At 48.9% G+C, this 24,682-nt stretch carries 22 protein-coding genes; 11 read left to right on the top strand and 11 right to left on the bottom strand.

Annotated features, from left to right (window positions below; all coding sequences use genetic code 11):
* The first annotated feature begins 67 nt into the window (after positions 1-67).
* From B5D63_RS26295 to B5D63_RS26280, 4 genes are read left to right on the top strand one after another with little or no spacing between them, the layout of a single operon-like run.
* A complete protein-coding gene (locus B5D63_RS26295) occupies positions 68-487 on the top strand; it encodes a bactofilin family protein (protein WP_078671852.1) in 420 nt (139 codons plus the stop codon).
* Positions 456-677 carry an AtpZ/AtpI family protein gene (locus B5D63_RS26290; RefSeq protein WP_143313110.1) on the top strand — a complete coding sequence of 74 codons (222 nt, stop codon included), beginning with the start codon at positions 456-458 and terminating at the stop codon, positions 675-677. The genes B5D63_RS26295 and B5D63_RS26290 overlap by 32 nt, the downstream gene beginning before the upstream one ends.
* Positions 677-1,063, top strand: coding sequence for a hypothetical protein (locus B5D63_RS26285; protein WP_078671851.1), 387 nt, complete (start codon positions 677-679; stop codon positions 1,061-1,063). The genes B5D63_RS26290 and B5D63_RS26285 overlap by 1 nt, the downstream gene beginning before the upstream one ends.
* A 6-nt stretch (positions 1,064-1,069) precedes the next feature.
* Positions 1,070-1,690: a SprT-like domain-containing protein gene (locus B5D63_RS26280; protein WP_078671850.1), complete on the top strand. Its 621-nt coding sequence runs from the start codon at positions 1,070-1,072 to the stop codon at positions 1,688-1,690.
* Here the strand turns inward: B5D63_RS26280 and B5D63_RS26275 are convergent, their stop codons facing one another.
* The 3 genes from B5D63_RS26275 to B5D63_RS26265 all read right to left on the bottom strand — a co-directional run bounded on the left by B5D63_RS26275 (position 1,691) and on the right by B5D63_RS26265 (position 6,432).
* Positions 1,691-2,620 carry a M20/M25/M40 family metallo-hydrolase gene (locus tag B5D63_RS26275; RefSeq protein ID WP_078671849.1) on the bottom strand — a complete coding sequence of 310 codons (930 nt, stop codon included), beginning with the start codon at positions 2,618-2,620 and terminating at the stop codon, positions 1,691-1,693.
* Between the two features lie 75 nt (positions 2,621-2,695).
* Positions 2,696-4,540: a membrane protein insertase YidC gene (yidC, locus tag B5D63_RS26270; RefSeq protein WP_078671848.1), complete on the bottom strand. Its 1,845-nt coding sequence runs from the start codon at positions 4,538-4,540 to the stop codon at positions 2,696-2,698.
* Positions 4,541-4,779: 239 nt separating this feature from the next.
* Entirely contained in the window at positions 4,780-6,432 is a 1,653-nt protein-coding gene (locus tag B5D63_RS26265) for a CTP synthase (protein ID WP_078671847.1), read from the bottom strand.
* Positions 6,433-6,770: 338 nt separating this feature from the next.
* On the opposite strand from B5D63_RS26265, the gene B5D63_RS26260 reads away from it, so the two are divergent.
* Complete coding sequence (locus B5D63_RS26260; RefSeq protein ID WP_078671846.1) at positions 6,771-7,289, top strand: acyl-CoA thioesterase; 519 nt, start codon at positions 6,771-6,773, stop codon at positions 7,287-7,289.
* Positions 7,290-7,426: 137 nt separating this feature from the next.
* Here the strand turns inward: B5D63_RS26260 and B5D63_RS26255 are convergent, their stop codons facing one another.
* Positions 7,427-8,113, bottom strand: coding sequence for an HD domain-containing protein (locus B5D63_RS26255; protein ID WP_078671845.1), 687 nt, complete (start codon positions 8,111-8,113; stop codon positions 7,427-7,429).
* Positions 8,114-8,166: 53 nt separating this feature from the next.
* Between B5D63_RS26255 and B5D63_RS26250 the strand changes: the two genes are divergently transcribed.
* The gene (locus B5D63_RS26250) at positions 8,167-8,508 is read left to right on the top strand and encodes a DUF488 domain-containing protein (RefSeq protein WP_078671844.1); all 342 of its coding nucleotides are present in this window, start codon (positions 8,167-8,169) and stop codon (positions 8,506-8,508) included.
* Here the strand turns inward: B5D63_RS26250 and B5D63_RS26245 are convergent, their stop codons facing one another.
* The 3 genes from B5D63_RS26245 to B5D63_RS26235 are packed head-to-tail and all read right to left on the bottom strand — an operon-like array spanning position 8,509 to position 12,014.
* Positions 8,509-9,099, bottom strand: a complete 591-nt coding sequence (locus B5D63_RS26245) for a precorrin-2 dehydrogenase/sirohydrochlorin ferrochelatase family protein (protein WP_235021629.1) — start codon at positions 9,097-9,099, stop codon at positions 8,509-8,511.
* Positions 9,099-9,875 carry a uroporphyrinogen-III C-methyltransferase gene (cobA, locus tag B5D63_RS26240; protein WP_078671842.1) on the bottom strand — a complete coding sequence of 259 codons (777 nt, stop codon included), beginning with the start codon at positions 9,873-9,875 and terminating at the stop codon, positions 9,099-9,101. The genes B5D63_RS26245 and cobA overlap by 1 nt, the downstream gene beginning before the upstream one ends.
* A 27-nt stretch (positions 9,876-9,902) precedes the next feature.
* Positions 9,903-12,014: a HEPN domain-containing protein gene (locus B5D63_RS26235; protein ID WP_078671841.1), complete on the bottom strand. Its 2,112-nt coding sequence runs from the start codon at positions 12,012-12,014 to the stop codon at positions 9,903-9,905.
* Positions 12,015-12,675: 661 nt separating this feature from the next.
* Here B5D63_RS26235 and hxpB point away from each other — a divergent pair.
* From hxpB to B5D63_RS26220, 3 genes are all read left to right on the top strand, one after another.
* Positions 12,676-13,338, top strand: coding sequence for a hexitol phosphatase HxpB (gene hxpB, locus B5D63_RS26230; protein ID WP_078671840.1), 663 nt, complete (start codon positions 12,676-12,678; stop codon positions 13,336-13,338).
* A 16-nt stretch (positions 13,339-13,354) separates the two neighbouring features.
* Positions 13,355-14,116, top strand: a complete 762-nt coding sequence (locus tag B5D63_RS26225; RefSeq protein ID WP_078671839.1) for a cyclase family protein — start codon at positions 13,355-13,357, stop codon at positions 14,114-14,116.
* Positions 14,117-14,347: 231 nt separating this feature from the next.
* Entirely contained in the window at positions 14,348-15,805 is a 1,458-nt protein-coding gene (locus B5D63_RS26220; protein ID WP_159456173.1) for a LamG-like jellyroll fold domain-containing protein, read from the top strand.
* Positions 15,806-15,872: 67 nt separating this feature from the next.
* On the opposite strand, the gene rpsA is transcribed toward B5D63_RS26220, so the two are convergent.
* Positions 15,873-17,768 carry a 30S ribosomal protein S1 gene (gene rpsA / locus B5D63_RS26215; protein WP_078671837.1) on the bottom strand — a complete coding sequence of 632 codons (1,896 nt, stop codon included), beginning with the start codon at positions 17,766-17,768 and terminating at the stop codon, positions 15,873-15,875.
* A 413-nt stretch (positions 17,769-18,181) separates the two neighbouring features.
* Between rpsA and B5D63_RS26210 the strand changes: the two genes are divergently transcribed.
* Together B5D63_RS26210 and B5D63_RS26205 are read left to right on the top strand one after the other, a co-directional pair.
* Positions 18,182-18,982, top strand: a complete 801-nt coding sequence (locus B5D63_RS26210) for a rhomboid family protein (RefSeq protein WP_159456172.1) — start codon at positions 18,182-18,184, stop codon at positions 18,980-18,982.
* 34 nt (positions 18,983-19,016) lie between these two features.
* Positions 19,017-20,240, top strand: coding sequence for a 4-hydroxy-3-methylbut-2-enyl diphosphate reductase (locus B5D63_RS26205; RefSeq protein ID WP_078671835.1), 1,224 nt, complete (start codon positions 19,017-19,019; stop codon positions 20,238-20,240).
* Positions 20,241-20,552: 312 nt separating this feature from the next.
* On the opposite strand, the gene B5D63_RS26200 is transcribed toward B5D63_RS26205, so the two are convergent.
* The 3 genes from B5D63_RS26200 to cmk all read right to left on the bottom strand — a co-directional run bounded on the left by B5D63_RS26200 (position 20,553) and on the right by cmk (position 24,644).
* Entirely contained in the window at positions 20,553-21,320 is a 768-nt protein-coding gene (locus B5D63_RS26200; protein WP_078671834.1) for a LytR/AlgR family response regulator transcription factor, read from the bottom strand.
* Between the two features lie 49 nt (positions 21,321-21,369).
* Positions 21,370-23,319, bottom strand: a complete 1,950-nt coding sequence (locus tag B5D63_RS26195; protein ID WP_078671833.1) for a tetratricopeptide repeat-containing sensor histidine kinase — start codon at positions 23,317-23,319, stop codon at positions 21,370-21,372.
* Positions 23,320-23,954: 635 nt separating this feature from the next.
* The gene (cmk, locus tag B5D63_RS26190; protein ID WP_078671832.1) at positions 23,955-24,644 is read right to left on the bottom strand and encodes a (d)CMP kinase; all 690 of its coding nucleotides are present in this window, start codon (positions 24,642-24,644) and stop codon (positions 23,955-23,957) included.
* Between the last annotated feature and the right edge of the window lie 38 nt (positions 24,645-24,682).

Genomic DNA, 24,682 nt, shown 5'->3' with positions numbered 1-24,682 from the left:
CATTCAAATAACAAAATAATTATATATTTTTATCTTACATTATTAAAGCTGAAAAACCTGAAAACCTATGTTTAATAACAAATCAAACTCTAAGGGTGACAACAAGAACCTGTTACCCACATCGACTGTTAACATTATAGGCAGCGGCACTTCTATCCAGGGCGATATCGTATGTGAAGGGGATATCCGGATAGACGGCCAGGTAAACGGGCTGGTATCCACCAAAGCTAAAATCGTGGTAGGTCCGGAAGGCGACATTACCGGCGACCTCGTATGTCAGAGCGCGGACATCCTCGGTAAAGTGACCGGTATCATCAAAGTGGAAGAACTGCTGTTCCTGAAAGGAAACGCCCTGGTAAAGGGAGATGTGTACACTGCTCATTTTGAAATGGAGCCGACAGCCAAATTCAATGGCCGCTGCTACATGGATGAACAGCAGCCAGAAACACAGAAACATGGAAAATCCGTCCTCCAGGAAGCCGAATAAACGCAATAATCCGGTACTGCGCTATGCCGGGCTGGCGTTTCAAATGATGGCCACATTAGGATTGGGAGTATTTGCGGGATATAAACTGGACCAGAAAATGGGCTGGCGGTTCCCCGTGTTCCTGATCATTTTTTCTTTACTGGCTTTAGCCATACTTTTGTGGCAAATTATAAAAGACACCCGTCGGTAATGAGCGATAGATTTTTAATCAGATTATTTTCGATTTTCGGCGTATTGAACGGCCTGATCATATTTTTCAAACCCAGATTGCTGGACAATGGCATCCACTTTTATGTGCTGCTGGCCGGCAATCTGGCTATGGCTTTGATCTCCCTGGCCTCCTACCTGATGAGCCGCAAAGGGCTCGCTTCTGCCAACCACAATGCCTTCATCCGCGCGGTATACGGTTCTACCCTCAGCAAACTGATGCTGTGCGTGATCGGTATTGCCATTTATGTGCTCATTTACCGGCCCAACGTCAGTAAAGTGACCATCTTTTTGCTTTTGTTCCTGTACCTGTTGTATACCGTATTTGAAACATGGAGCCTCTTCCGGCTTACCAGGCTTAAAAAGTAATTGGCATTGAAAAAAGAGGCGCCCCTGCATGCATTAGCGTCCTATTTGCCCGAAGGCACCTTTGACCAGGTGATGGCGTTTCTGCTCCTGTATAAAGTGCATCTCACCATCACCCGGGAAAGGCAAAGCATACTGGGTGACTACCGTCACCCCGATGGAAATGGAAAAGGACACCGGATCAGCATCAACGGATCGCTGAACAGGTATTCTTTTCTTATCACCCTGCTACATGAAATAGCCCATCTCACTACTTTTAATAAATACGCCAACCGCGTGCCGGCACATGGCAAGGAATGGAAACAGGAGTTCTCCACTATTCTCCGTGACTTTGTAGGCAAAGGTTACCTGCCTCATGACGTGGAACAGGCAGTACGCCAGAGCATGAACAACCCGGCTGCCAGCAGCTGCGCCGACGAAAACCTGATGCGCGTGCTTCGTAACTACGACGACCGCAAAGAGACACATTTCCTGGTGGAACAACTCCCGCTCCATCAGCTCTTCAAAACCAAAGACGGCCGCATCTTCCGCAAAGGGGAAAGAATAAGAAAACGCTACCGCTGTGAAGAGGTAGCGTCTAAACGTATTTATCTGTTCAGCCCCGTTTACGAAGTGGAAGTGCTGAACTGATTATTGTTCCCCTACATACTGTAATGCAGGAAAAGTCATCGCTTTATTGATCAGCTGAATACCCAGCTGCAGAATAGCCGCTTCAGAGGCCGCCTGTAATTTGGGCGCATCGTCGGTAGGCTTGTGGTAATCGTCGTGCCCGCCGGTGTGGAAAAACAGGACCGGCACTTTATTCACATAAAAATTATGATGATCGGAAGCCCCTTTGCCGGCGGCGTCCGTGAAATATTTGATACCCGGTTGTTGTACATCCTTAAACACTTCCGGCCACTCCTGCGCGCTGCCGAAACCACCGATGCCAATGCCTCTCTCCGGGTTGTAGCGGCCAATCATGTCCATATTGAGCATAAAATGCACTTTGTCCAGCGGCATCAGCGGATGTGCAGTGTAGTATTTGGAGCCCTGCAGGCCCAGTTCTTCCCCGCCGAAAGCGATGAACAGGAAGTTGAAAGGTTCTTTACCGGCATTTTTTACGTAATGACGGGCCAGTTCCAGCAGGCCGGCCACACCGGAGGCGTTGTCGTCGGCGCCGTTGTGTATCTGCCCGATCGGGTATTTGCCGTCAAAAAGACCGGCCGTACCGAGGTGATCGTAGTGCGCACCGATGACAATCGTATGGGCGGCGCCGTTATCCAGGAAACCCGCCACGTTGCGGCTCGGGATATTCTTATGGGCGTTGCGGTCGAACGTAAAATCCTGGAAATAGCTGCTGCCATTGGCAGGTTTCAGTCCCAGTTTCTTAAACTGCCGTGCCACAAAGCGGCTGGCAGTGCGACCACCTTTTTCGGCGGTACCTCTCCCCTTTAGTTTGTCCGAAGCCAGATAATTTACTGTCTCCTGGATACGGCGGGCGTCAGGAATGGTGTCCTGTGCATAGGCGGCAGACATTCCTCCTGCCAGCAACATCATCAATAACAAGCTTTTCTTCATATGACTATCAGTTGAAAAAAGCCCCCGGCGGATGGCCGGGGGCTTTACAATATATTTTGAATAATGATCGGCTACTTATTTCTTGCGCTGTTGCATATCCTGCTGACGGCGCTGTACTTCTTCCAGTTTCTCCTGCCATTTGGATTTGGAGACCGGCTTTTTCTTGTTTTCCTGGATCTGAGCGTGGATTTTGTCATGGTTGATGACAAACGTCTGGAGCACCCATTGCAGCAGGATGCTGATCACGTTGGACAGGAAGTAGTAGAACGTAAGAGCGGCAGCCAGACGGTTGAAGATACCCAACAGCATGATTGGCATCATGTAAGGCATGTACTTCATTACCGGGTTGCTCTGATCGGTCATACCACGGTTGTAGAAGGCCAGGATCAGGCTGGTGATGGTCATCAGGATGGTGAACAGGCTCACGTGGTTACCATAGAAAGGTATATTGAAGCCCAGGTTCAGGATGGAGTCGTAGGTAGACAGGTCCTTTGCCCACAGGAAACTTTCCTGACGCAGCTCGATGGAAGACGGGAAGAAGCTGTACATGGCCACCAGGATCGGCAGCTGCAGCAGGGCTGGTAAACAGCCGCCCAGCGGGTTCACCCCGGCGCTCTTGAACAGTTTCATCTGGTCCATACCGAAAGCCTGCTGGTCGTCGCCATGTTTGGCCCGCAGTTCATCGATTTCCGGTTTCAGCACTTTCATTTTAGCCTGAGACACGTAGCTCTGGTAGGTGAAAGGCAATATCAGCAAACGGATAAAGATGGTGAGCAGGATGATGATCATACCGTAGTTGCTGATAAATCCGCTGAGGAAGTTAAACACCGGGATGATGATCCATTTGTTCACGTATTTCACGAAGGCGAAGATACCGGAGCCCAGCGGGATGATTTTCTCGAGGCCCAGATCAAAGGACTTCAGTGTTTTGTAGTGGTTAGGGCCATAGTAGATATCAATCGGGAAAGAGAAATCATTGGCGCGATTGTAAGGGATCTGTATGGTCGTGAAAGCCTGACCAACGATGTTACCGCTCTGTGGCACTTTGGTGTTCACGTCTGCCGCGTCGAAGCTGCCGCTTTTAGCGATCAGGGTGGTATTGAAGAACTGCTGTTTTACGCTGATCCATTTCAGCTTGTTGTCCAGCTTCTCGTGGCTGCTGCGTTGCAGGGTGAAATAGTCATGTTTATCGTTGGCATACATGTAGTGCACCTGGTTGTTGAGGCGCTCGTTTTCCATGTCATGCTCCTGTTTGTCGTTCTGGCTGTTCCACTGCAGGTTCAGGTAGTTCTGATTGCCCGGCAGGATGTTCTGGAAACCAACAGCGTGCACATTATAGTTCACCACGTAGCTGCCCGGTTTGATACCGTAAACGAACTCCAGGTAGATAGCAGGATTGGAAGTATTGAGGCGATAGCTGATGGACTGTCCGCCGTCTGCCAGTTTCTGTACAGGACCGGCAGTAAAGAACAGGTCAGCGCTGTTCAGCACTTTTGTTGCGCTGGCCGGTACTTCCAGGGAGAGGCGGTTAAAAGAGCCTTGTGCCAGCATTAAAGGCGCCCCTTCAGAAGTTTTGAATTTTTTCAGTTGAACACTGACCGGCTGGCCACCTTTATTAGAGAAAGTAACTTTAACATCGTCGTTTTCCATCACTGTGGTCTGTACCGGCGCCACCGCAGCGGCGGCAAAAACGCCAAATTCGCCTGCCAGTTGAGCCTGGTGGGTTGAATCCAGTGTTCCTCCGTTGGCGATGGCTGTCAGTGAATCGGCAACAGGCGCTTTAGGCTTGTTCAGATTGGCAATGGAATCCTGCCGGGCTTTCTCCCTGGCGATATTTCCCTGTTGTTTCTGGTTATAGAAAATATATCCCACCAGTAAAACACCTAACATTAAAAACCCAATAACCGAATTTCTATCCATGAAATGCAATTAAAAATTTAGGCAGCAAAGGTAAGCATGATTTATGATTTGCCGCCCCCGTTTATTTGATTATTTGATTATTTGGTTATTTATACATTTTAAATTTTGTTATTTCCTGATTTTTTGATTTCAGGGCTTTTGGACTTTTATTAAATCCTTGCGATTTAATAAAAATGCAGCAGATAATTATATCCGCTGCATTTCAAATTCATAAATAACAAAATATTTAAATATCTAAATTATTGTGCGATCTTTTCCTCTGCCATCTTCGTTTTACCGTTTTTATTCTCCGCATATTGTTTAGCGGCTTTGATAAACGATACAAAGAGGGGCGCAGGGCTTTCCACGGTGCTTTTCAGCTCGGGGTGGAACTGGGAGCCCACGAAGAACGGGTGTCCGGGGATTTCGACCATTTCCACGAGGCCGCTTTCAGGATTTTTACCGGAAGGGATCATACCGGCTTTTTCGATCGCCTCGAGGTATTCGTTGTTGAATTCGTAGCGGTGACGGTGTCTTTCGCTGATAGAGGTGGCGCCGCCATAGATTTCAGACGCTTTGGAACCTGGTGTCAGGTCGCAGGTGTAGGCGCCCAGGCGCATGGTACCGCCTTTGGCCGTAATTTTCTTCTGTTCTTCCATCAGGTTGATCACCGGGTGGGAAGTGTCCGGGTTCATTTCCACGGAGTGCGCGTCTTTCCAGCCGAGCACATTGCGGGAGAATTCCACCACGCTCATCTGCATACCGAGGCAGATACCGAAGAAAGGCAGGTTGTTTTCGCGGGCATACTGAATAGCCACGATTTTGCCTTCGATACCGCGGTGACCGAAGCCGGGCGCTACCAGCAGGCCGTCGAGGTTTTTCAGTTTCTCGCACACATTTTCCTGTGTAATATGTTCAGAGTGAATATTCTGTACAATCACCTTGCACTCGTTGAGAGAACCGGCATGTATAAAAGATTCGAGGATAGACTTGTAAGCGTCCTGCAGCTCCACGTATTTACCGATCAGACCGATGGTCACCTTGGATTTCGGATATTTCAGTTTATCCAGGAACTCGCGCCATTTGGTGAGCTCCGGCTCTTTTTCCACGGGCAGGTTCAGTCTTTTCAGTACGGAAACATCCAGTTTTTCGCGCATCATTTCCAGCGGTACTTCATAGATGGTCGGTACGTCGTTCGCTTCGATGACAGCATCCACCTGTACATTACAGAACAGGGCGATTTTCTTTTTCAGATCGCGGTACATCGGTTCTTCCGTACGGCAAACGATGATGTCCGGATGCACGCCGTATTCGCTCAGCAGGCGCACAGAGTGCTGTGTAGGCTTGGTTTTCAGTTCCTTAGCCGCACGCAGGTAAGGGATGAGGGTGAGGTGTACTACCAGGCAGTCTTCTTCGCCCAGTTCCCATTGCAGCTGACGTACCGCTTCAATATAAGGGAGTGATTCGATGTCACCCACGGTGCCACCCAGCTCAGTAATCACGATATCATATTTACCATCTTTACCCAGCAGGAGGATACGACGTTTGATTTCGTCGGTGATGTGCGGGATCACCTGAACGGTTTTGCCCAGGTAGGCGCCTTCTCTTTCCTTGTTGATAACGGTCTGATAGATACGGCCGGTGGTAACGTTGTTGGCCTGAGACGTAGGCGTGTTCAGGAAACGCTCATAGTGCCCGAGGTCCAGATCGGTTTCCGCGCCATCTTCTGTTACGTAACATTCCCCGTGCTCATAAGGGTTTAACGTTCCCGGATCCACGTTGATATATGGATCGAACTTCTGAATAGTCACTCTAAAGCCACGCGCCTGCAAGAGTTTTGCCAGCGAAGCAGCTATAATTCCTTTACCCAAAGAGGAAGTAACACCTCCCGTAACGAAGATATATTTTGCCATAAAAACTAAAATTCAGCTAAAAATACTTGACCTAAATGGGGGAAGTGCCAGATTGCGTTTGGTGTTATACCTGTCAAGTAAACTACTTCCGGAGGTCATGCAAAGTTACACAAATTTGCTTCGCTCCCAAGTTTTTTACGCAGTGGCTTTATTTGTTTGTTAATTTTTGCGGGTTTCTTTTCAGCTCTTATCATTGAACCACAGCGCGTTTTAAAGAATTTTCAAGTGAGGGAAATTATTTGTTAAAAACCTGCATTACCATCAATTGTTATTACAGAGACTTTCGTTCCTAACAAATAGAAACTGTAAATTTGCGTCCGAAATACATAAATAAAAAGATGACTTTAACGCCTAAGAGAGCGCAGGATTCGCTCATACAGATGACGGAACTGGTTCTGCCCAACGATACCAATACTTTCGGCAACCTCATGGGGGGCCGCCTGATGTACTGGATGGACATCGCTGCCGCACTGGCCTGTATGAAACATTGCAGCGCCCCTGTGGTCACCGCCTCCGTTGATAATATTTCTTTCGAGAATCCCATTAAACTGGGCAATGTGGTGCATATCGAAGCCAAGGTAAGCCGCGCCTTCAATACTTCCATGGAAGTACACATGCGCGTGTGGGGGGAAGATCCGGTACAACAATACCGCTACAAATCCAATGAAGCGTTCATGACCTTTGTGGCCCTCGACCCTAACGGCAATTCCCGTCCCGTGCCTGGCATCGTGACCGACACAGAAGAAGAAAAAAGATTATATGATGGCGCCCTCCGCCGTCGTCAGCTCCGCCTCATCCTCGGTGGCAAGATGAAACCGGAAGATGCCGACGAGCTGAAAGCATTGTTTTTTGAATAACTGTAATGACCGTGATTTTCGCTGATCAGCGGAGATCTGAGCGGAGCGTGTAAACATATTATAAATATAAGCAGGCATCCCGTTTGATATCATTATCAAACGGGATGTTTGCTTATTATATTCTTGAATTTTCGGCTTTATCTCTGCTGATCAGCGAAATCAGCAAAAATCCTGTCCATCATGGTTTCTTTATAAAACTGTTCCAGGAACGCTTCCATAAACCGGTGCCGTTCGGCCGCCATGGCCTTGCCGGTTGGGGTGTTCATACGGTCTTTGAGCAGCAGCAGCTTCTCATAGAAGTGGTTGATGGTGGGAGATGCGCCGTTTTTATACTCTTCCCGCGTCATGTTCATATTGGGTTTAATGGCCGGGTCATAGATGGCCCTGTTTTTAAACCCGCCGTAGTTGAAGGCCCTGGCCACCCCGATGGCGCCGATAGCGTCCAGCCGGTCGGCGTCCTGTACCACGCTCAGTTCCGGTGAACGGAAAGCGTTGTCATTATGTCCGCCTTTAAAGGAAATATACCGGATAATGTTTTCCACATGGACAATGACAGCTTCCGACAAGCCCTGTGATTCCATAAAAGCGCGGGCGCGGGCGGGGCCGATGCTTTCGTCGCCATTGTGGAATTTGGAATCTGCAATATCATGCAACAAAGCGCCCAGCTCTACCACCAGCATATCTGCCGTTTCATGCGCGGCTATCTGCCGGGACAATTGCCATACCCTGTAAATATGCCACCAGTCGTGGCCTCCCTCTGCTCCTTCCAGGGAGGTTTTTACATATGCTACCGTAGCATCGATGATTTCCTGATTATTTTGCATAACGGTAAAGATAATACGTAAAACTTTTCCGGCCTTTTGGCCGTTATGAGAATATGATACAGACCAAACGTGTATATGAAGATTTTTCCGAAAGTGACGGATACCGCATCCTGGTAGACCGTTTATGGCCGCGGGGGGTATCCAAAGACAATGCTCATGTGGATGAATGGCTGAAAGATATTGCGCCGAGTGATGCGTTGCGGAAATGGTTCCATCATGAGGACGGGAAATTTAACGAGTTCCGTACCCGTTATCTGGCGGAGCTGAAAGACAAAAAGGAATTACTGGAGGGTATCCGGCAGCGGGCAAAACATCACCGGGTAACGTTATTATATGGGGCTAAGGACGAGGTCCACAACCAGGCGCAGGTATTGCTGGAAGTGTTAAAGGGGTGATCAGGCGTCTTCTTTTTCCGGTTTCACCAGCACATCGGTAATATTATTCAGCTGTTTTACTTTGGCGGCGAAATCTCCTTTCAGCTTGTCACGGATGATGTGCAGCTTTTGCAATACTTCATCGAGGGTATCAGGGATGGCCTCCTGCAGCACCTGTTTGAGGCGTTTGGCCACGGTGGGCGATTTTCCGTTGGTGGAGATGGCAATTTTCAGGTTCCCTTTCTGTACAATAGATCCCAGGTAGAAATCGCACAGCTCGGGGGTATCTGCCACATTGATCAGCACCTTCGCTCCTTTTGCTTTTTCCCACACGGTATAATTCAGTGTTTTGTCGTTGGTGGCGGCGATCACCAGGTCTTTTCCCAGCAGGTCGCCGCAGGAAAAGGGTTTGCGGATCAGTTCCACATTGGGGTAATGCCGGGCGATGTCTTCCAGTTCCGGCAGGAAGTCCAGCGAAACGATGGAGATATTGCTTTCCGCGCAGTTTTGCAGGATGGCGTTTGCTTTCTCCAGTCCAATATTGCCACCGCCTACCACGAGGACGCGGAGGCGGTTGAGCTTAAAAAAAACCGGAAACAACTGATTTTCCATTATACAGCGATTTTAAGTTCTTCGGCTACTCTGGTTTGCAGGGTGGCAAAATCTTCATGAAATCGTACTACCTCCCCTACCACGATGATGGCGGGATTGCAGAGCTGTTGCGCAGCGGCGATCTCCTGCAGGTCAGCCACGCGGCCCATGCCGATCTGTTGATTGGGCAGGGTGCCGTTCTGAATGATGGCGGCGGGGGTGTCTCCTCTGCCGCTTTCAGCAAATATACCAGCTATTTCCGCCAGTTTGCTCATTCCCATGAGGATGACTACGGTGGTGTTGGCCTGGATGGCGTATTGGAGGTCGCGGGAGAGGTTGCCGTTGCGGGTATTGCCGGTGATCACCCAAAAGCCTTCGCTGACGTTGCGGGCTGTCACCGGGATTTTATTGACACCGGGGACAGAAATAGCACTGGAGATGCCCGGTACTACTTCTGCCGTGATGCCAAATTGTTGTGCAAATGCTATTTCCTCCTGACCGCGGCCAAACACGAAAGAGTCGCCGCCTTTGAGCCTTACCACGCTACCGTAGCTGAGCGCATATTTTACAATCATGCGGTTGATTTCTTCCTGGGTATACACATGCATGCCGGCGCGTTTTCCAACGAAACGGCGGAGGCAACCGGCAGGAGCGTAATCCAGCAGTTCGTTGCTGGACAGCGCATCGTAGAGGATTACTCTGGCTTCCTGAATGGCTTTCATGCCTTTTACGGTAATCAGTTCCGGATCGCCGGGACCGGCGCCTACCAATGTGAGTTTAGGTTGTATCTGTTGCATGATGTGTAGTATTAAATGATGATCAAATTATGCCTGCGCCGGTTCGGCGGTTTTTTGCCGGTAAACCTGTGCTGCATTGTAAAAAGACAGTGCCTGCCGGAAGTAGTTGTTAGCGAAACTTTCCGTAGGCTCGTTCCCGTTAATCTGCAATACCTGTGTTTTGAAATCTGTTTCGAAGCTGAATTTACCGGTGGCCACGAAGTGTTTATCGAAATCGTTGATAATGCCGATCTGGGTGTTGCCGCTTACGCCTTCGCCGAGCAGCAGCGCTTTAGCGCCCTGTACAAAGGAAGCGTAGGCGTGATAGATACCGTCTGCATAAGCGCCTTTGCTGATGGAGAGGGTAGCGAGTTCAATTTTCTCTTCCGCTTCCAGCAGCAGGGTGGCCACCAGGTCGATGATGACGCCGGCGCACTCGCCTACGCCGATGGCGGTGGCGTAGTTTTCCACCTGGCCCCAGTCGATAAAATCCGCGGGGGTAAGCGTAGACAGGTCGGCCAGGGGTTTCAGCAGTTCGTAGAAATACTTTTCACCCTGACGGTCATAGTAATCGTTGAACAGTTCATTTTCCGTACCGTTGATTTCGTAATCGTGCAGGAGGCTGCGCAGTACGTCGGGACCGCGGCGGCTGGGCACTTTGATCACTTTATCCGCTACGCGTCCTACGCCGTCGCCTACGATGCCACCGCCCAGCAATACCTGGAGGGCTGGCAGCACTTTACCGGCGCTTTTCATGGAGGAGCCATGGAAGCCGATGCTGGCGATACCATGCTGGCCGCAGGAGTTCATACAGCCGCTGATTTTTATTTTGATGTCTTTGTTATAGATCAGGTCGGGGAATTCATCGGTGATAACGGATTCCAGGACTTTGGAGATGCCGGTGCTGTTGGAGATACCGAGGTTGCAGGTATCTGTGCCGGGGCAGGCGGTAATGTCCGCGATGCTGTCAAATCCCGGTTCAGCGAAGCCGGCAGCTTCCAGCGCGCTGTACACGTACGGCAGGTGTTCCGGCAGGATGAACTTCAGCAGCAGGCCCTGGTTGGCGGTTACTCTCACATCGTCCGCGATCACCGGGCGCAGCGCTTCTATCAGCTGGCGGCTGACAGCAGAACCGATATTGCCGAGGGTAATTTTCACGTAGGCGCCGTAGTAACCTTTCTGTTTCTGTTCGAATACGTTGGTTTTTTTCCAGGCTTCGTATTTTGCCGGGTTTTGGATCGTGTAAGCGGGTATGTCGCCAATCACCGGTGGCTGTGTTGCCTGCCATGCGGCGGCATCCACCGGTACGCTTTTCACTTTCACGGCTTTGTATTCTTCTTTTACCAGCCGTTCAAATTCCTCCATGCCTATTTTCTGGATGAGGAATTTCATGCGGGCTTTATTGCGGCTGGTCCTTTCGCCGTAGCGGTCGAACACGCGCAAAACGTTTTCGATGTAGGGGATGAGGAGGTCTGTTTCCAGGAATTCATATACCGGTTTAGCCAGGAAGGGCTGTGCGCCCAGACCGCCGCCTACCAATACTTTAAAACCTCTGACTTCCTTGCCGTCGATGATTTTTACTTTGGGGATCATGCCGAAGTCGTGCATGAAAGCCCAGGCAGTATCTTTATCAGAAGAAGAAAAAGCGATTTTTATTTTACGGCCCATTTCCTGGCTGACGGGGTTGCGCAGGAAGTAGCGGAAGGTAGCGTCTGCGTAGGGCGTTATGTCAAACGGTTCATCCGGATCGATGCCGGCGCGGTCGGAAGCGGTGATGTTACGGACGGTGTTACCGCAGGCTTCGCGGATGGTGATTTCGTCCTGCTCCAGCGTATGCCACAGCTCCGGTGTTCTGTCGAGGCTTACGTAGTGTATCTGCACGTCCTGGCGGGTGGTCAGGTGCAGGTTGCTGGTAGCATATTCGTCGGATACTTCTGTAATACGTTTCCACTGTTGCAATGTCATTTTACCATAGGGTAATTTGATGCGCACCATTTGCACACCGGGCTGACGCTGACCATACACCCCTCTCGCCAGCCGAAGGCTACGGAATTTTTCGTCCGTGATAGCCCCTTCGCGGAACAGGCGGATCTTTTTCTCCAGGTCGATGATATCCTGTTGTACAATGGGATTTTCAAGTTCTGTTCTGAAGCTTTGCATATAAAGTATTTTCAGGTGGTGGTAAAAATCGTGGTACTTGGTTGTGAAAAAGCCTCCGCTGTGGGCGGAGGCTGTGTATAAACTGAGATGAGTGTTATTAAAATAAAACTATCTGTGTTGCATACTACACGCGTTCCGCTGCTGCTGCCCTGCAACAACAATTATAGTGGCTGTCCATCCGCTGCGCTTCCTTATTACCCATATTTCCTATAATTTTAGTAGAGTAATACAAAGATAAAAATGCCCTTCATCTTTCCAAAAATTTTTTTGCCCGAAAGATGCGGGGAACGCCCAAAGCCAAAACATACAAAAAGTGGCAGAATTGCAACTTATTAATTGATAATCAATAAGATAATAATATATCGTCAGCTTCACATCATAACCTGTGCTTATCGCGGATAACATTTTGTTATGGAGAAATTGGCATCGTATTTCTATTTCCAGAGCCTGTATCCGGCATTATCAAACCCAATCCCGCGATCCGCATTGCACGGGTTGTGACAGCGGTGACAGCCGGGCTAACACACTGACAAAACTGCGGCGTACCCTCACTTCGAAAGTTGCTTTCCCGCCGGTTTCTGATGGCTTCCCTTCTTTTATCCTGCAAGAATTCGGCGGTGGTCATCTTCCCGTGATTATCTTTGCGGCGTAAAATGGCATTATGATCAATACGGTAATATTTGATATGGATGGCCTGCTGGTGGACTCTGAACCACTGTGGGGCGTAGCGATGAGAGAAGTTTTTGCGACGGTGGGCGTCAGCCTGTCTCCCGAACTGACCCACAAAACCACCGGGCTACGTACCCGGGAGGTGGTGAGCTACTGGCATAGTTATTTTAAGTGGGAAGGCAAAAGCGCCGAGCAGGTCACCAACGAAATCATTGACAGCGTAACGGCCAAGATCATCGCGGAAGGCAAGGCGATGGAAGGACTTCTCTATATCCTGGAGTTTTTCAAAGCAAAAGGTTTTAAAACAGGACTGGCCTCCTCCTCTCCCCTACGGTTGATTGAGGCGGTGCTGGCGCATCTTGACATCCGGGAATACTTCCAGGCGGTATACTCCGCAGAATTCGAGGATTATGGCAAACCGCATCCGGCCGTATACCTGGCCTGCGCCAGGGCGCTGCACGCCGACCCGCTGGACTGCATCGCTTTTGAGGACTCCGTTACCGGCATGACCGCCGCCAAGGCAGCGCGTATGACCACTGTGGTGGTACCGGAACCGCATAACCGGCATGATCCGCGTTATGCGCTGGCCAATATGCAGCTGGATTCCCTGCTGGACTTCAACGATCAGCGGTTGACGCTGCTCCTGCAACACTAACCCCCTTGTAATTACCATGAAAATCATTGACCTGTCTAAAACGATCGAATACAATAAGCAGGACCCCTGGTTTATGCGTATCCGTGTCAAACACAAGTCCCACCGGCAAAGCCGGGCGCTGATCCGTTTTTTCCTGGGCCTGCCGGCGAAGCTGTTCCCCAAAGGGTTTCAGGGCTGGGCAGACGATAAGATCGTGAGCATGGGCGTTCATGCCGCCACCCATATTGATGCACCGTGGCATTATGCGCCGGAAGTAAACGGTCAGCCTGCCAAAACCATCGACCAGATACCGCTCGAATGGTGTTATGGCGACGGTGTGGTGATCAACATGACCCATAAAGCAGATTTCGAAGAGATAACGCTGGCGGATATACGGCAGGACCTGCAACAATCTGGTGCTGTTATTCAACCGGGCACTATTGTATTGATTTATACAGGACGCGACCAATACATCGGTACCCGTGAGTACCCGATGCGGGGCACCGGTATGAGCGCGGAGGCCACCCACTGGCTGATAGATCAGGGCGTGAAAGTAATGGGTATCGATCAGTGGGGGTTTGATCTCCCCCTGAAATATATGGTGCAAAAAGCCAAAGAAGAAGGCAAAGAAGATTATTTCTGGCAGGCACACCTCGTAGGTCAACAGAAAGAATACTGCCATATGGAGCAGCTGGTAAACCTGGGGGCGTTGCCGTCACACGGTTTCAAAGTAGCGGTGTTCCCGCTGAAGATCAAAGGCGCCAGCGCAGCGCCGGCACGGGTGGTTGCTATGATGTAACCACGGTATTTTCCATGTTGATATTTTTTAATGGATATTGGAAATACAGCGAAAAACATTGGTTGTTCAGAGAATTCTACGTTGTAATATCAAAATAACCCTATCTTTATTATATCTGAATTAGTTTTAACAATCCGCATGTTCCCTCACATGCCGGTGTCGTTACCTCCTTCCTGAAAATTTCCTCCCCTTTCAGATAACCAAAATACCCCGATGATGAATACTCTCTACATGAAACAAGTACCTTTAAAATGGGCACTGCCGGCGCTGATCCTACTTTTCAGCCATTTTTCCCTGTCAGCACAGGATACTCTGTACGCCAATTCGCAACTGACGAATTCGAACGGACTATGCCTTACGTGCAGGGTGCTGGACAGAAATAATGCTGTCAACGGCTATCATAACGACTACACTACTTTATTACTGGGCGCCAGCCTGCTGGGCGCCGGCATTTCACAAACGTTGATTTTTCCAAAGTTGCAGACAGACCCCAATGCGGAAATCACCATTGAAATAGCCAATAATGACGGGCTTTCCATTAGCCTGCTGGGTTCTGTATCCGTCACTACCGCCTCTCCCGGCGACTATAACAGTGACCGGTACATTATAGCCGATGATGACTTTGAACGCAAGCCCAATTCCAACCGGCTCACCTACACCTTCAGAACAAGGAAGCCTTTTGACCGGGTCACGATACAACTGAATGCCGGGCTGTTGGCATTAGGCTCCGGACTAAGGATTTATGGTGCTTATACGGCTGTTCGTCCACTTTCCAACTGTATTGAGGCCCCGGCTGATGTTTATGCCTACTATCCGTTGGACAGCACTGTAAAAGACCTGGGGCCCCGCCGGCTTCACGGTATTACCGGCAATATGGCCTACACTGCAGACGCGGTATGCGATCTGGCCGCCATTGACAGCTTTGCCGGTGGAAAACAATTCCTGGTGCCTGCTTTCACTATGGCAGATTCTGCAGCGGCTTTTTCAGTCTGGGTAAAAAAACTACCTGGCCAACAGGGAGGGAAAGTTTCATTCGCAACAAACAAATATACCTTTGAGATATCCCCGGACGAAGCCATCTTCAGGTATCAGCTTAATTTTTCAGAAGAAATTCTGGCAACACCACCGAAAGCTTCAGCGCAACTTTATTCAGATACAGGATACACGCACATTACAGCTAATTATGGAGACCGGAAGCTGGACATCTACATCAACGGGGTTTGGGCGGCAAGCTCCGATAAGATGGAGCCTTACATATCAACATCAGGCATGACGGCAGGACCAGCCGTTTTCCGGATAAAAAACATGATAGCGGACGAGCTGACCGTCTACAACCGTGCGTTGAGCTTTGCGGAGATCCAAAGGTTAGCGGGGCAACAGGATGATTCAGTAACGACATTACCTGCGGCAGCAGCCTCGTTAACCCCAACCGGTCATCTGTCTTCCGGCAAAAATATACTGACCATAGCACCCAACCCTGTTTCCGGTAGTTTTCGTATACATGGTGATATTCCGATAGAGAACAGTATACTGATATTGACAGACCTGTCGGGCAGGGAGGTATTCAGGACCTCTCCTGCTTCGGCGACGTTAACATTACCGGCAAATGTATCGCCGGGGGTATATGTACTCCGGTTGCGGACGAAAGAGGGAAAAATGTATGGTGCCAAATTGGTTGTTCATCGTTAGCAGGTACGACCAAAAAAAGAGGCTGTCCTTGCGGGACAGCCTCTTTCGTTATATTCCAAAACGGATCTTATTGTGCGCTTTTTTCTTCGCCACCTTCAGATTGTTTCAGTTTTTCTCTCAGTTCAGCTAAAGCACCCAGGTCACCTAAAGTAGCTTTTTCTACTTTACCCTGAATGTTTTTCACTGCTTTACGGGTTTTGTCAGCTTCAGCTCTTTTCTCTTTCACAACAGCTTCTTTCTCTTCAGCCTGTGCTTTTTCCCATACTCTGGTGTGAGAAACCAGGATACGTTTTTCGCTGCGATCGAATTCGATGATCATGAATTCTTTCACGTCTTCAACGTTGATTGGTTTTTCGTCTTCTGTTCTCAGATGACGGGCAGGAGCGTAAGCTTCCAGGCCGTATTGCAGTTGAACAGTAGCACCTTTTTCATCTTTCTTCACAACAGTACCTTCGTGTACGGAGTTGATCGGGAAGATAGTTTCGAAAGTGTTCCACGGATCTTCTTCGATCTGTTTGTGACCGAGGCTGAGTTTGCGGTTTTCTTTGTCAATACCCAGGATCACTACATCTATTTCGTTACCTACTTTAGTGTATTCAGATGGGTGGTTGAAACGTTTGATCCAGCTCAGGTCGGAGATGTGGATCATGCCACCGATACCAGTTTCCAGTTCAACGAACACACCGTAAGGAGTGATGTTTTTAACGATGCCTTTGTGACGGCTGTCAACCGGGAATTTGGTTTCGATAGTAGACCATGGGTCTTCTGTCAATTGTTTGATAGACAGAGACATTTTACGCTCTTCTTTGCTCAGGGTAACTACCACTGCTTCGTATTCTTCGCCTAATTTGAAGAATTCTTTAGCGTTGATAGGAGTAGAAGCCCAGGAGATTTCAGAAACGTGTACCAGACCTTCTACGCCCGGCATAATTTCCAGGAATGCACCGTAGTCTTCGATGTTAACCACTTTACCTTTAACTTTAGCACCTTCGGTGATAGTAGCTGGTAAAGTATCCCACGGATGCGGGGTGAGTTGTTTGTAACCCAGGCTTATGCGACGTTTTTCGTCGTCGAAGTCCAGTACAACCACGTTGATTTTCTGGTCCATCTGGAGCACTTCGCTCGGATGGGAGATACGGCCCCAGGAGATGTCTGTGATGTACAGCAGACCGTCCAGACCGCCCAGGTCGATGAACGCACCAAAGTCGGTGATATTCTTGATGGTACCTTCCAATACCTGGCCTTTTTCCAGTTTGGAGATGATGTCCACTCTTTGTTGTTCGATATCGCTTTCGATCAGCGCTTTGTGGGAAACTACGGCGTTGCGGATGGTTTCGTTTACTTTCACCACCTTGAACTCCATGGTTTTGCCTACAAACTGGTCGTAGTCGGTTACTGGTTTCACGTCGATCTGAGAACCAGGCAGGAATGTTTCCATACCGTATACGTCCACGATCAGGCCGCCTTTGGTTTTGCTGGTAACAGTACCTGTAACCACTTCGCCTGTTTTGTAAACTTCCACGATTTTTTCCCATGCACGTTTCTGGCGAGCCTGTTTACGGCTCAGGTGCAGGTTACCGTCGCGGTCTTCTTTTTCTACCACCAGCACTTCCACTTCGTCACCGATTTTCAGGCCCGGTAAGTCACGGAATTCGTTCAGGGAGATCAAACCGTCGGATTTGAAACCGATGTTGATCACCACGTCTGTGTTGGTAATACCTACCACAGTACCGCTCAGCAGGGTGTTTTCATCGAACACTTTGAAGGTGCTGTCGTAAGTCTGATCGTACTTTTCTTTCTCTTCTTTGCTGTAGGAAGAAACGTTACGTTTGTCCACGCTCCAATCGAAATCGTCGTGGGCAGTTGCTACTACAGGAGCCTTTGTTGTCGCAGTTTCTGCCGCAGCTGCCTGCGGTGCCTGTTGTTCTGCGTTTTGTTCGTTAATAATGTTGTTTTCGCTCATAAAAAATTGAAATTTTAAATCCGGAATACCCGAACTCCCTGTTTTATGGGACGGCAAAAATACGAAAAAATACCCGGTTAACCTTATTTTTAGCGAAGAAATCCCCTTTTCCAGGCCTCATTTAACGTTCTTTTTGAATATTTTTTAATCATATTCAAAATAAAAATACTACAAGCTACGAAAAGCTTCTTTTTTTATCCTCTTCGTTCAACCAGAATAGCGAAAATTTGTTATTTATTCAGCGTCCAATTGATAATTTTCTGCAGTAAAAAAAGTTAAATTTCATCAACTGAAAATCTGCCCTGTAAAGGGTTCCAAATCCCGGATTTTTATTTTAATTTGTGTATATGAACGGGACCTCATTTCAATCGGATATTCGCTTTTGGCTCAGACAAGGCAACACAGTCAATCATTTGCTTCTCTGGAACATTGTCATTTTTCTCGGGATCAACCTGATGTATCTTATCTCTCCCGGTACCGCCTTTGCATGGACATTTGACCAGATCGCCCTTCATTCCCTGCCGGCCGTTTTTATCCGAAAGCCCTGGGGACTGATCTCCTACATGTTTACCCATGTGGAGTTTTTCCATGTTCTTTTTAACCTGATCAACCTGTACTGGTTCGGTAATCTCTTTCGCGATTTCCTGGGCAACAAACGCGTGCTGCCGCTCTATCTGATGGGGGGCATCGCCGGCGGCCTGTTGTACCTGTTATCCTATATGCTCATTTTCCCGGGCCTTGAATCTACCATGATCGGCGCCTCCGCCTCCGTGATGTGCATGCTGGTGGCCTGCGCCACCCTTATGCCCAACTATGAGATCGGCCTGCTGTTCCTCGGCAACGTTAAACTGAAATGGCTGGCCCTCGGCCTGATCGTACTGGGGGTGATCTCCATTCCGCGGGGCAACGTCGGCGGCATCATCGCCCACATGGGCGGCTCCCTCTTCGGGTTCTTCTATATCCGTTCCCTGCAAAGCGGAACAGACCTCTGCAAACCCCTGATCTGGCTCTTCGACGCCGAAACCCGGAGAGAGCGGAAACGGACGCAGACAAGGTCGAAACCTAAAAAATCACCCCTGAAAGTGGTGAAGAAGCCGGACGACAACAACCAACTGCGACTGGACCAACTGCTGGATAAAATCAATGAAAAAGGCTATAACAGCCTCAGCGCGGAAGAAAAAGCCTGGTTGGATAAGGTGAGCAAAGAAAACTGATTACCTTTGCCTTTCAATTTTTCGCCCTTTTAAGATGAAAACGTTCAATGTTCCGGTCATATATCGCAGTCCGCTGATCAGCGCCATCAAAAACCAACGCAAGCAGCAGGACCGCATGAAAAAGGACTTTACGCCCACCACACTGGATTTTGGTCCGCTGAAAATACTGCTTGCCCGTCACTTCGGCTTTTGCTACGGCGTGGAAAATGCGATCGAGATCGCCTTTAAAACGGTGGATGAAAATCCTGACAAACGTATCTTCCTGCTGAGTGAAATGATCCATAACCCGCATGTCAACAACGACCTGCTGGAACGCGGGGTACGGTTTATCATGGACACTGCCGGCAACCAGCTGGTACCCTGGGAAACCCTGCAGTCTGACGATATTGTGATCATCCCTGCCTTCGGCACCACCATCGAAACGGAAAATAAACTCGCCTCCCTCGGTATTGAACCGCTGAAATACAATACAACCTGCCCTTTTGTGGAAAGAGTATGGAACAAGGCGGAGCAAATCGGTAAAAAGGACTATACGGTGATCGTGCATGGCAAACCCAAACACGAAGAAACCAGGGCCACTTTCTCTCACAGCCAGTCCAACACTCCCACCATCGTGGTAAAAGACATGGCCGAAACAGAAAAACTGGCCCGTTACATCACCGGTGAAGCTGCCCCCGATACCTTCTACGAAACATTTAAGGGCCAGTATTCACAAGGGTTCGACGTTACCAAAGACCTGCAGCGGGTAGGTGTGGTGAACCAAACCACCATGCTGGCCACCGAAACGCAGGCCATCGCCGACTATGTCCGCCAGGTGATCGTTACCCACTACGGCCTGACAGAGGCCAATGCAGGCGAACGTTTTGCCGATACCCGCGACACTCTCTGCTACGCTACCAACGACAACCAAACCGCTGTTATGGGCATGCTCGAAGAACCGGCCGATCTGGCGATCGTGGTAGGCGGCTATAACAGCTCCAACACCTCCCACCTGGTAGAACTCTGTGAAGAAAAACTGCCTACTTATTTTATCAGTGCGCCAGAACAGATGCACAGCACCAACCAGGTTGACCATTGGGATTTCCACCACAAGCAGGAAATACACAGTGATACTTTTTTACCGGAAAAATCACAGGTCACCATCCTGCTGACGAGTGGCGCATCCTGCCCTGATGCCCTGGTGGAAGGAGTCATTCGCCGGCTGCTGTCTTTTTACGGACTGGAGCACAAAGCCGACGAACTGACTTCGGTTAAGTAATAAATACTATCTGTAAACAGGTTATCCTAAAATATTTCAAAACAAAAAAGACACCAGAAGGTGTCTTTTTTCTTTGGGGCTAATCACGCTAGTAATGCAGAGAATAAAATTTATATATAGCGCTAAAATTGAAATCGTAACTCAAAAATAAATCTTCCTGAAAAGGCATACAACAGCCATTTATTATCTGGTAGTTTATTGACTATAAGTGGCATAAAAAAGCCTAAAATCGGAAAGCGTTTTTTGCCGGTTATGAAAAGCAATCGTTTTCCATAGAAGCCGCATCCTTACCGGGCATACACCTTTTGCCGGTCAGAACTGCATGGCCCGTTTCAGGAAATCGGCCTTCCGTCGTCTGGACACTTCCACCTGTGCGCCATCGCTCATCAGCGCAAAGCCGCCTTCTCCCTGGATATAGGATTGCATCTGCTGCAGGTTGATCAGGTGAGAATTATGTACCCGAAAGAAATCCACGTCTGCCAGTAGTTCTTCAAATTCCTTCAGCGGCCGGGACACCATCAGGTTCTTTTTGTCTGTAAAAAAGATGCGGGTGTAGTTGCCGGTGGATTCACAGCGTACAATATTCTGTACGGGCATAAATACGAGTCCGTTGATGGTAGGCAGGGCTATTTTTTTATGTGATTGCTGCAGTGTTTTCATGTTTTGCAGAAATACATCCATAGGAGACAGGCTGTTGGTATCCCGCTGCCGCTGTTGTTTTTTCTCCCGGCATTTGTCCAGAGCATCCTGCAACTCCTTTACACTGAAGGGTTTGAGAAGATAATCCAGCGCATTGAATTTGATGGCCCTGAGGGCGTATTGTTCATAGGCAGTGGTAAAGATAACGTCAAACCCGATCTTCTCGAACTGTTTCAGTAACTCAAACCCGTTCTGGTGAGGCATTTCAACATCCAGGAAAACCAGATCGGGGTGAAGTTCATCCACCAGTTCCTTTGCTTCTTTGACTCCTTTGGCTGATCCTACTACCTCTACTCCCGGGCATTTCCTGACTAACATGGTTTGCAAGGCATCGATACAATGTTGCTCATCATCTACGATGATAGCTTTTATGTCGCTCATGCTATGGTAGGTTTAGTGGTACGGCAACGCCGTCCGTTTTTTTGTTACGCTAAAATATGAATTCGGCTGGTAAAATAATAGTCACCATGGTGCCGGCCGGTTGTCCGGCAGTATCTGCCAGGTCGGTGACGGTTACTTTGGCTTCTTTGTTATTGATTTTGCGGATCAGATCGATCCTGCCTTCGGTCACTTTCATACCGACGGAATTATGTCCCTTTCCTTTCTTTTCCTTGATCTCCATGGCTTTCTGCCGGCCGATACCATTGTCGGTAATGGTACACACCAGGCTTCTGTCTTTCAGTAAGATGTCTATTTCGAGCAGGCCTTTTTCATTGTGTTTGTGCACCAGGCCGTGCCAGATGGCGTTTTCCACATAGGGCTGCAGGATCATGGGAGGTATCAGCACTTCCTCGTCATTGATATCTGCTCCCACGCGGATATTATATTCGAAGATACCGTTGCAGCGGAGGGATTCCAGGTCGAGGTAAAGGCGGAGAGATTCCAGCTCTTTGTTAAGCGTCACGAAAGTGTGCTGCGTATTATCAAGGATAAGGCGCATCAGACGGGAGAACTTGGTCAGGTAATCGGAAGCTTCTTCCTGGTTATTGCTCCAGATATAACGATGTATGGAGCTCAGGGAATTGAAGATGAAATGCGGGTTCATCTGGGAGCGCAGCGATTTCAGTTCCAGCTGGAGGGTTTGTTTATTGGCTTCCAGGTTACGGTGACGGATATAGAAAAAGCCGCCGATCATCGCCATTAGCAGGAATCCGGCCAGGGCAAAGATGAACATCACGTTACGTTTTCTTCTCAGTTCACCGATCACCTTATCATGCTCCAGTGTTTTGATCTGGTTATCTTTCCGGTCCACCTCATAGATGGTCTGCATTTGTTGGAGGGCCATGGCAGATTTTTCGTTGAGGATACTGTCTTTGTACAACAGGGATTTGTCGGCCGCCTCCAGCGAGCGGCGGAAATCGCCGCTGGCCTTATAATCAGCCGCGAGCGCCTTATAGGCTTCCATGAGCATGGACTTAAAGTTCCAGAACATGCTCAGTTCTATGGACTGCTGCATATGTTTACGGGCCTCTTCGTGTTTGTTCTGCGCGCTGAGGAGTTTGCCGATGTTGAGGTAGCTCTCTGCCACATGGACTTTGTCATCTACCTTATCATTTACCACGAGTGCCTTCCGGAGATATTCCATGGCGGTGGCATAGTCTTTTTTTTCTTTGTAGGCGGCGCCGAGGGCATTATAGCATATAGCCATTCCCGTAGGGCTGCCTATTTTCTGGTTCACCACCAGGGAGCGGTGATAGTATTGAATGGCGAGGTCCAGTTTGTTCTGGCCCTGATAGGCATATCCAAGGTTGCCGAGGTTGATGGCTACCCCAAGGTCGTTATGGCTTTGTTCTTCCAGTTTCAGCGCACGGTCGAAATGGCGGATGGCGTCTTCATAGTTTTCTGCCGTCAGCTGGATGTTACCGATGCTGTTGGTGGCTACGCAGATGTTGCGGATGTCGTTGATTTTTTCCGCCAGCTGCAGGGCGTGGAGGTGATAGTCGAACGCCTGCTGCAGTTTGTCCTGCCGGCGGCAGTCTACCCCGGTGTTATTGAACGACAGGCACATCAGCAGGGTATCATTGGCTTCTTCCGCGTATTTGATGGCCTTTTCATGATAATCTTCCGCCACCAGATACTGGGATTTGTTCCTTTTGGAGGTGCCCAGTTCATTGTATACGAGGGCGAGGCCCTGGGCGGAGCGCAGTTTATGGGCCAGCGGGAGGGCTTCCTGCCAGAAGAGGTTCTCCAACCGGTGGTTATCGAAATAGCGGCTGTATTGTTTACCTGCCCTGATCAGCAAGGATACCTTGGCGGTATCATTGGGTAATGTCCGGATAGAATCGAGGGTGTGATACACCCGCAGAGAATCCTGCGCATCAGCGGCCCAACAGGCCCCTAACAGGAGCAAGCCCAAAAGACACAGACTTTTAATAGACATTGGCTGAACAGTGTGACCACACAATTTAAGAAGAATTACGAATTACGGATGATGAATTACAAAATTAGGGGCTGTTTTCGGGGATAAATTCTACAAAGTGAGCTTTAAGGGGGATAAAAAAGCGAAAGGGCGAAAGAATTCGCCCCTTCTTCCTATTAACCGAATACACCTACTGAAAATATGGAACAGCTATGGCAAGCCATGCCATCCCACATTTCTCTTTATGCCAGACAAAGCGCCATGAGGCGGCCGGGCGGAATTTATTTATAGTCAAGTTCAATAATCGGTTAATAGCAAAGGTTTTGTGGATATAGTTACAAATAAGACTTTCATATAGACAGCAATATCTTATACGCTTCTGCGCTCACAATTTCAATGGTTGTCTTATTGCATGTTTATGCGGGCAGGCATCAGCCGGTCGCGCAAAAACATTGCCCACTTCGGTAACCTTGGCAATATTTCAGGTCAGATAAGGTTAAAGCATGGAAAACCCCGTCAGTTGTTGACATTGTTTCACATACGAACAAGTAGCAGGAAATTCTTCAGGATGTGGAAAATTATTGGGATGATCCGCTGGTGGTTAGGCAGGGACAAGGCAAATGTATAAAAGACTTTTAATAAAAGAAAATATTATTTCACGAAGTGTGGGCCAACGTGGCATCTTCCACCCATTGCATCACGAGATCCATCTGATCTTCCCGGCTTAACTGGCTGTTATCCAGTATAATAGCATCTTCGGCTTTACGAAGGGGGCTTATTTCCCGGTTAGCATCAATATAGTCTCTCAGTTCGAGGTTTTCTTTTACCTCTTCAATGCTGATGTTTTTATTTTTTTCGTAGAGTTCTCTGAAGCGGCGTTCCACCCGGATGGCGATATCAGCGGTCATGAAGATTTTGAGTTCGGCATGGGGGAAAACGACCGTACCGATATCGCGGCCATCCATGACGATGCCTTTGCGGGCGCCCATCTTTTTCTGCTGGGCAACGGCGAATTCGCGTACTTCTCTCACGGCGGCTACTTCGCTGACTTTTTCCGCCACGAGCATTTCACGGATCATGTGTTCCACATTTTCTCCGTTGAGGTGCATTTCGCTGGCGCCGGACTTCGGGTTGTATTCAAACTCGAGGTGAATATCTGCCAGTGCTGTCACCACAGCCGGCTGGGAGGTCCAGTCCACGCGGTTTTGCAGGAAATAAAGCGTAATTGCACGATACATGGCGCCACTGTCTATATAGACATAATCCAGCTTCTTAGCCAGTTGTTTTGCCAACGTACTTTTGCCACAGGAAGAGTAGCCATCTATCGTGATAATGATTTTTTTCAATTTCGCTTATTTAACCGCCTGATGAGATAACCTCACAA

Source organism: Chitinophaga eiseniae (genome assembly GCF_900167135.1).
Classification (GTDB): domain Bacteria; phylum Bacteroidota; class Bacteroidia; order Chitinophagales; family Chitinophagaceae; genus Chitinophaga; species Chitinophaga eiseniae.
Note: the sequence above shows the minus strand (reverse complement) of the source record. Positions and strands in the feature narration are given on the sequence as shown.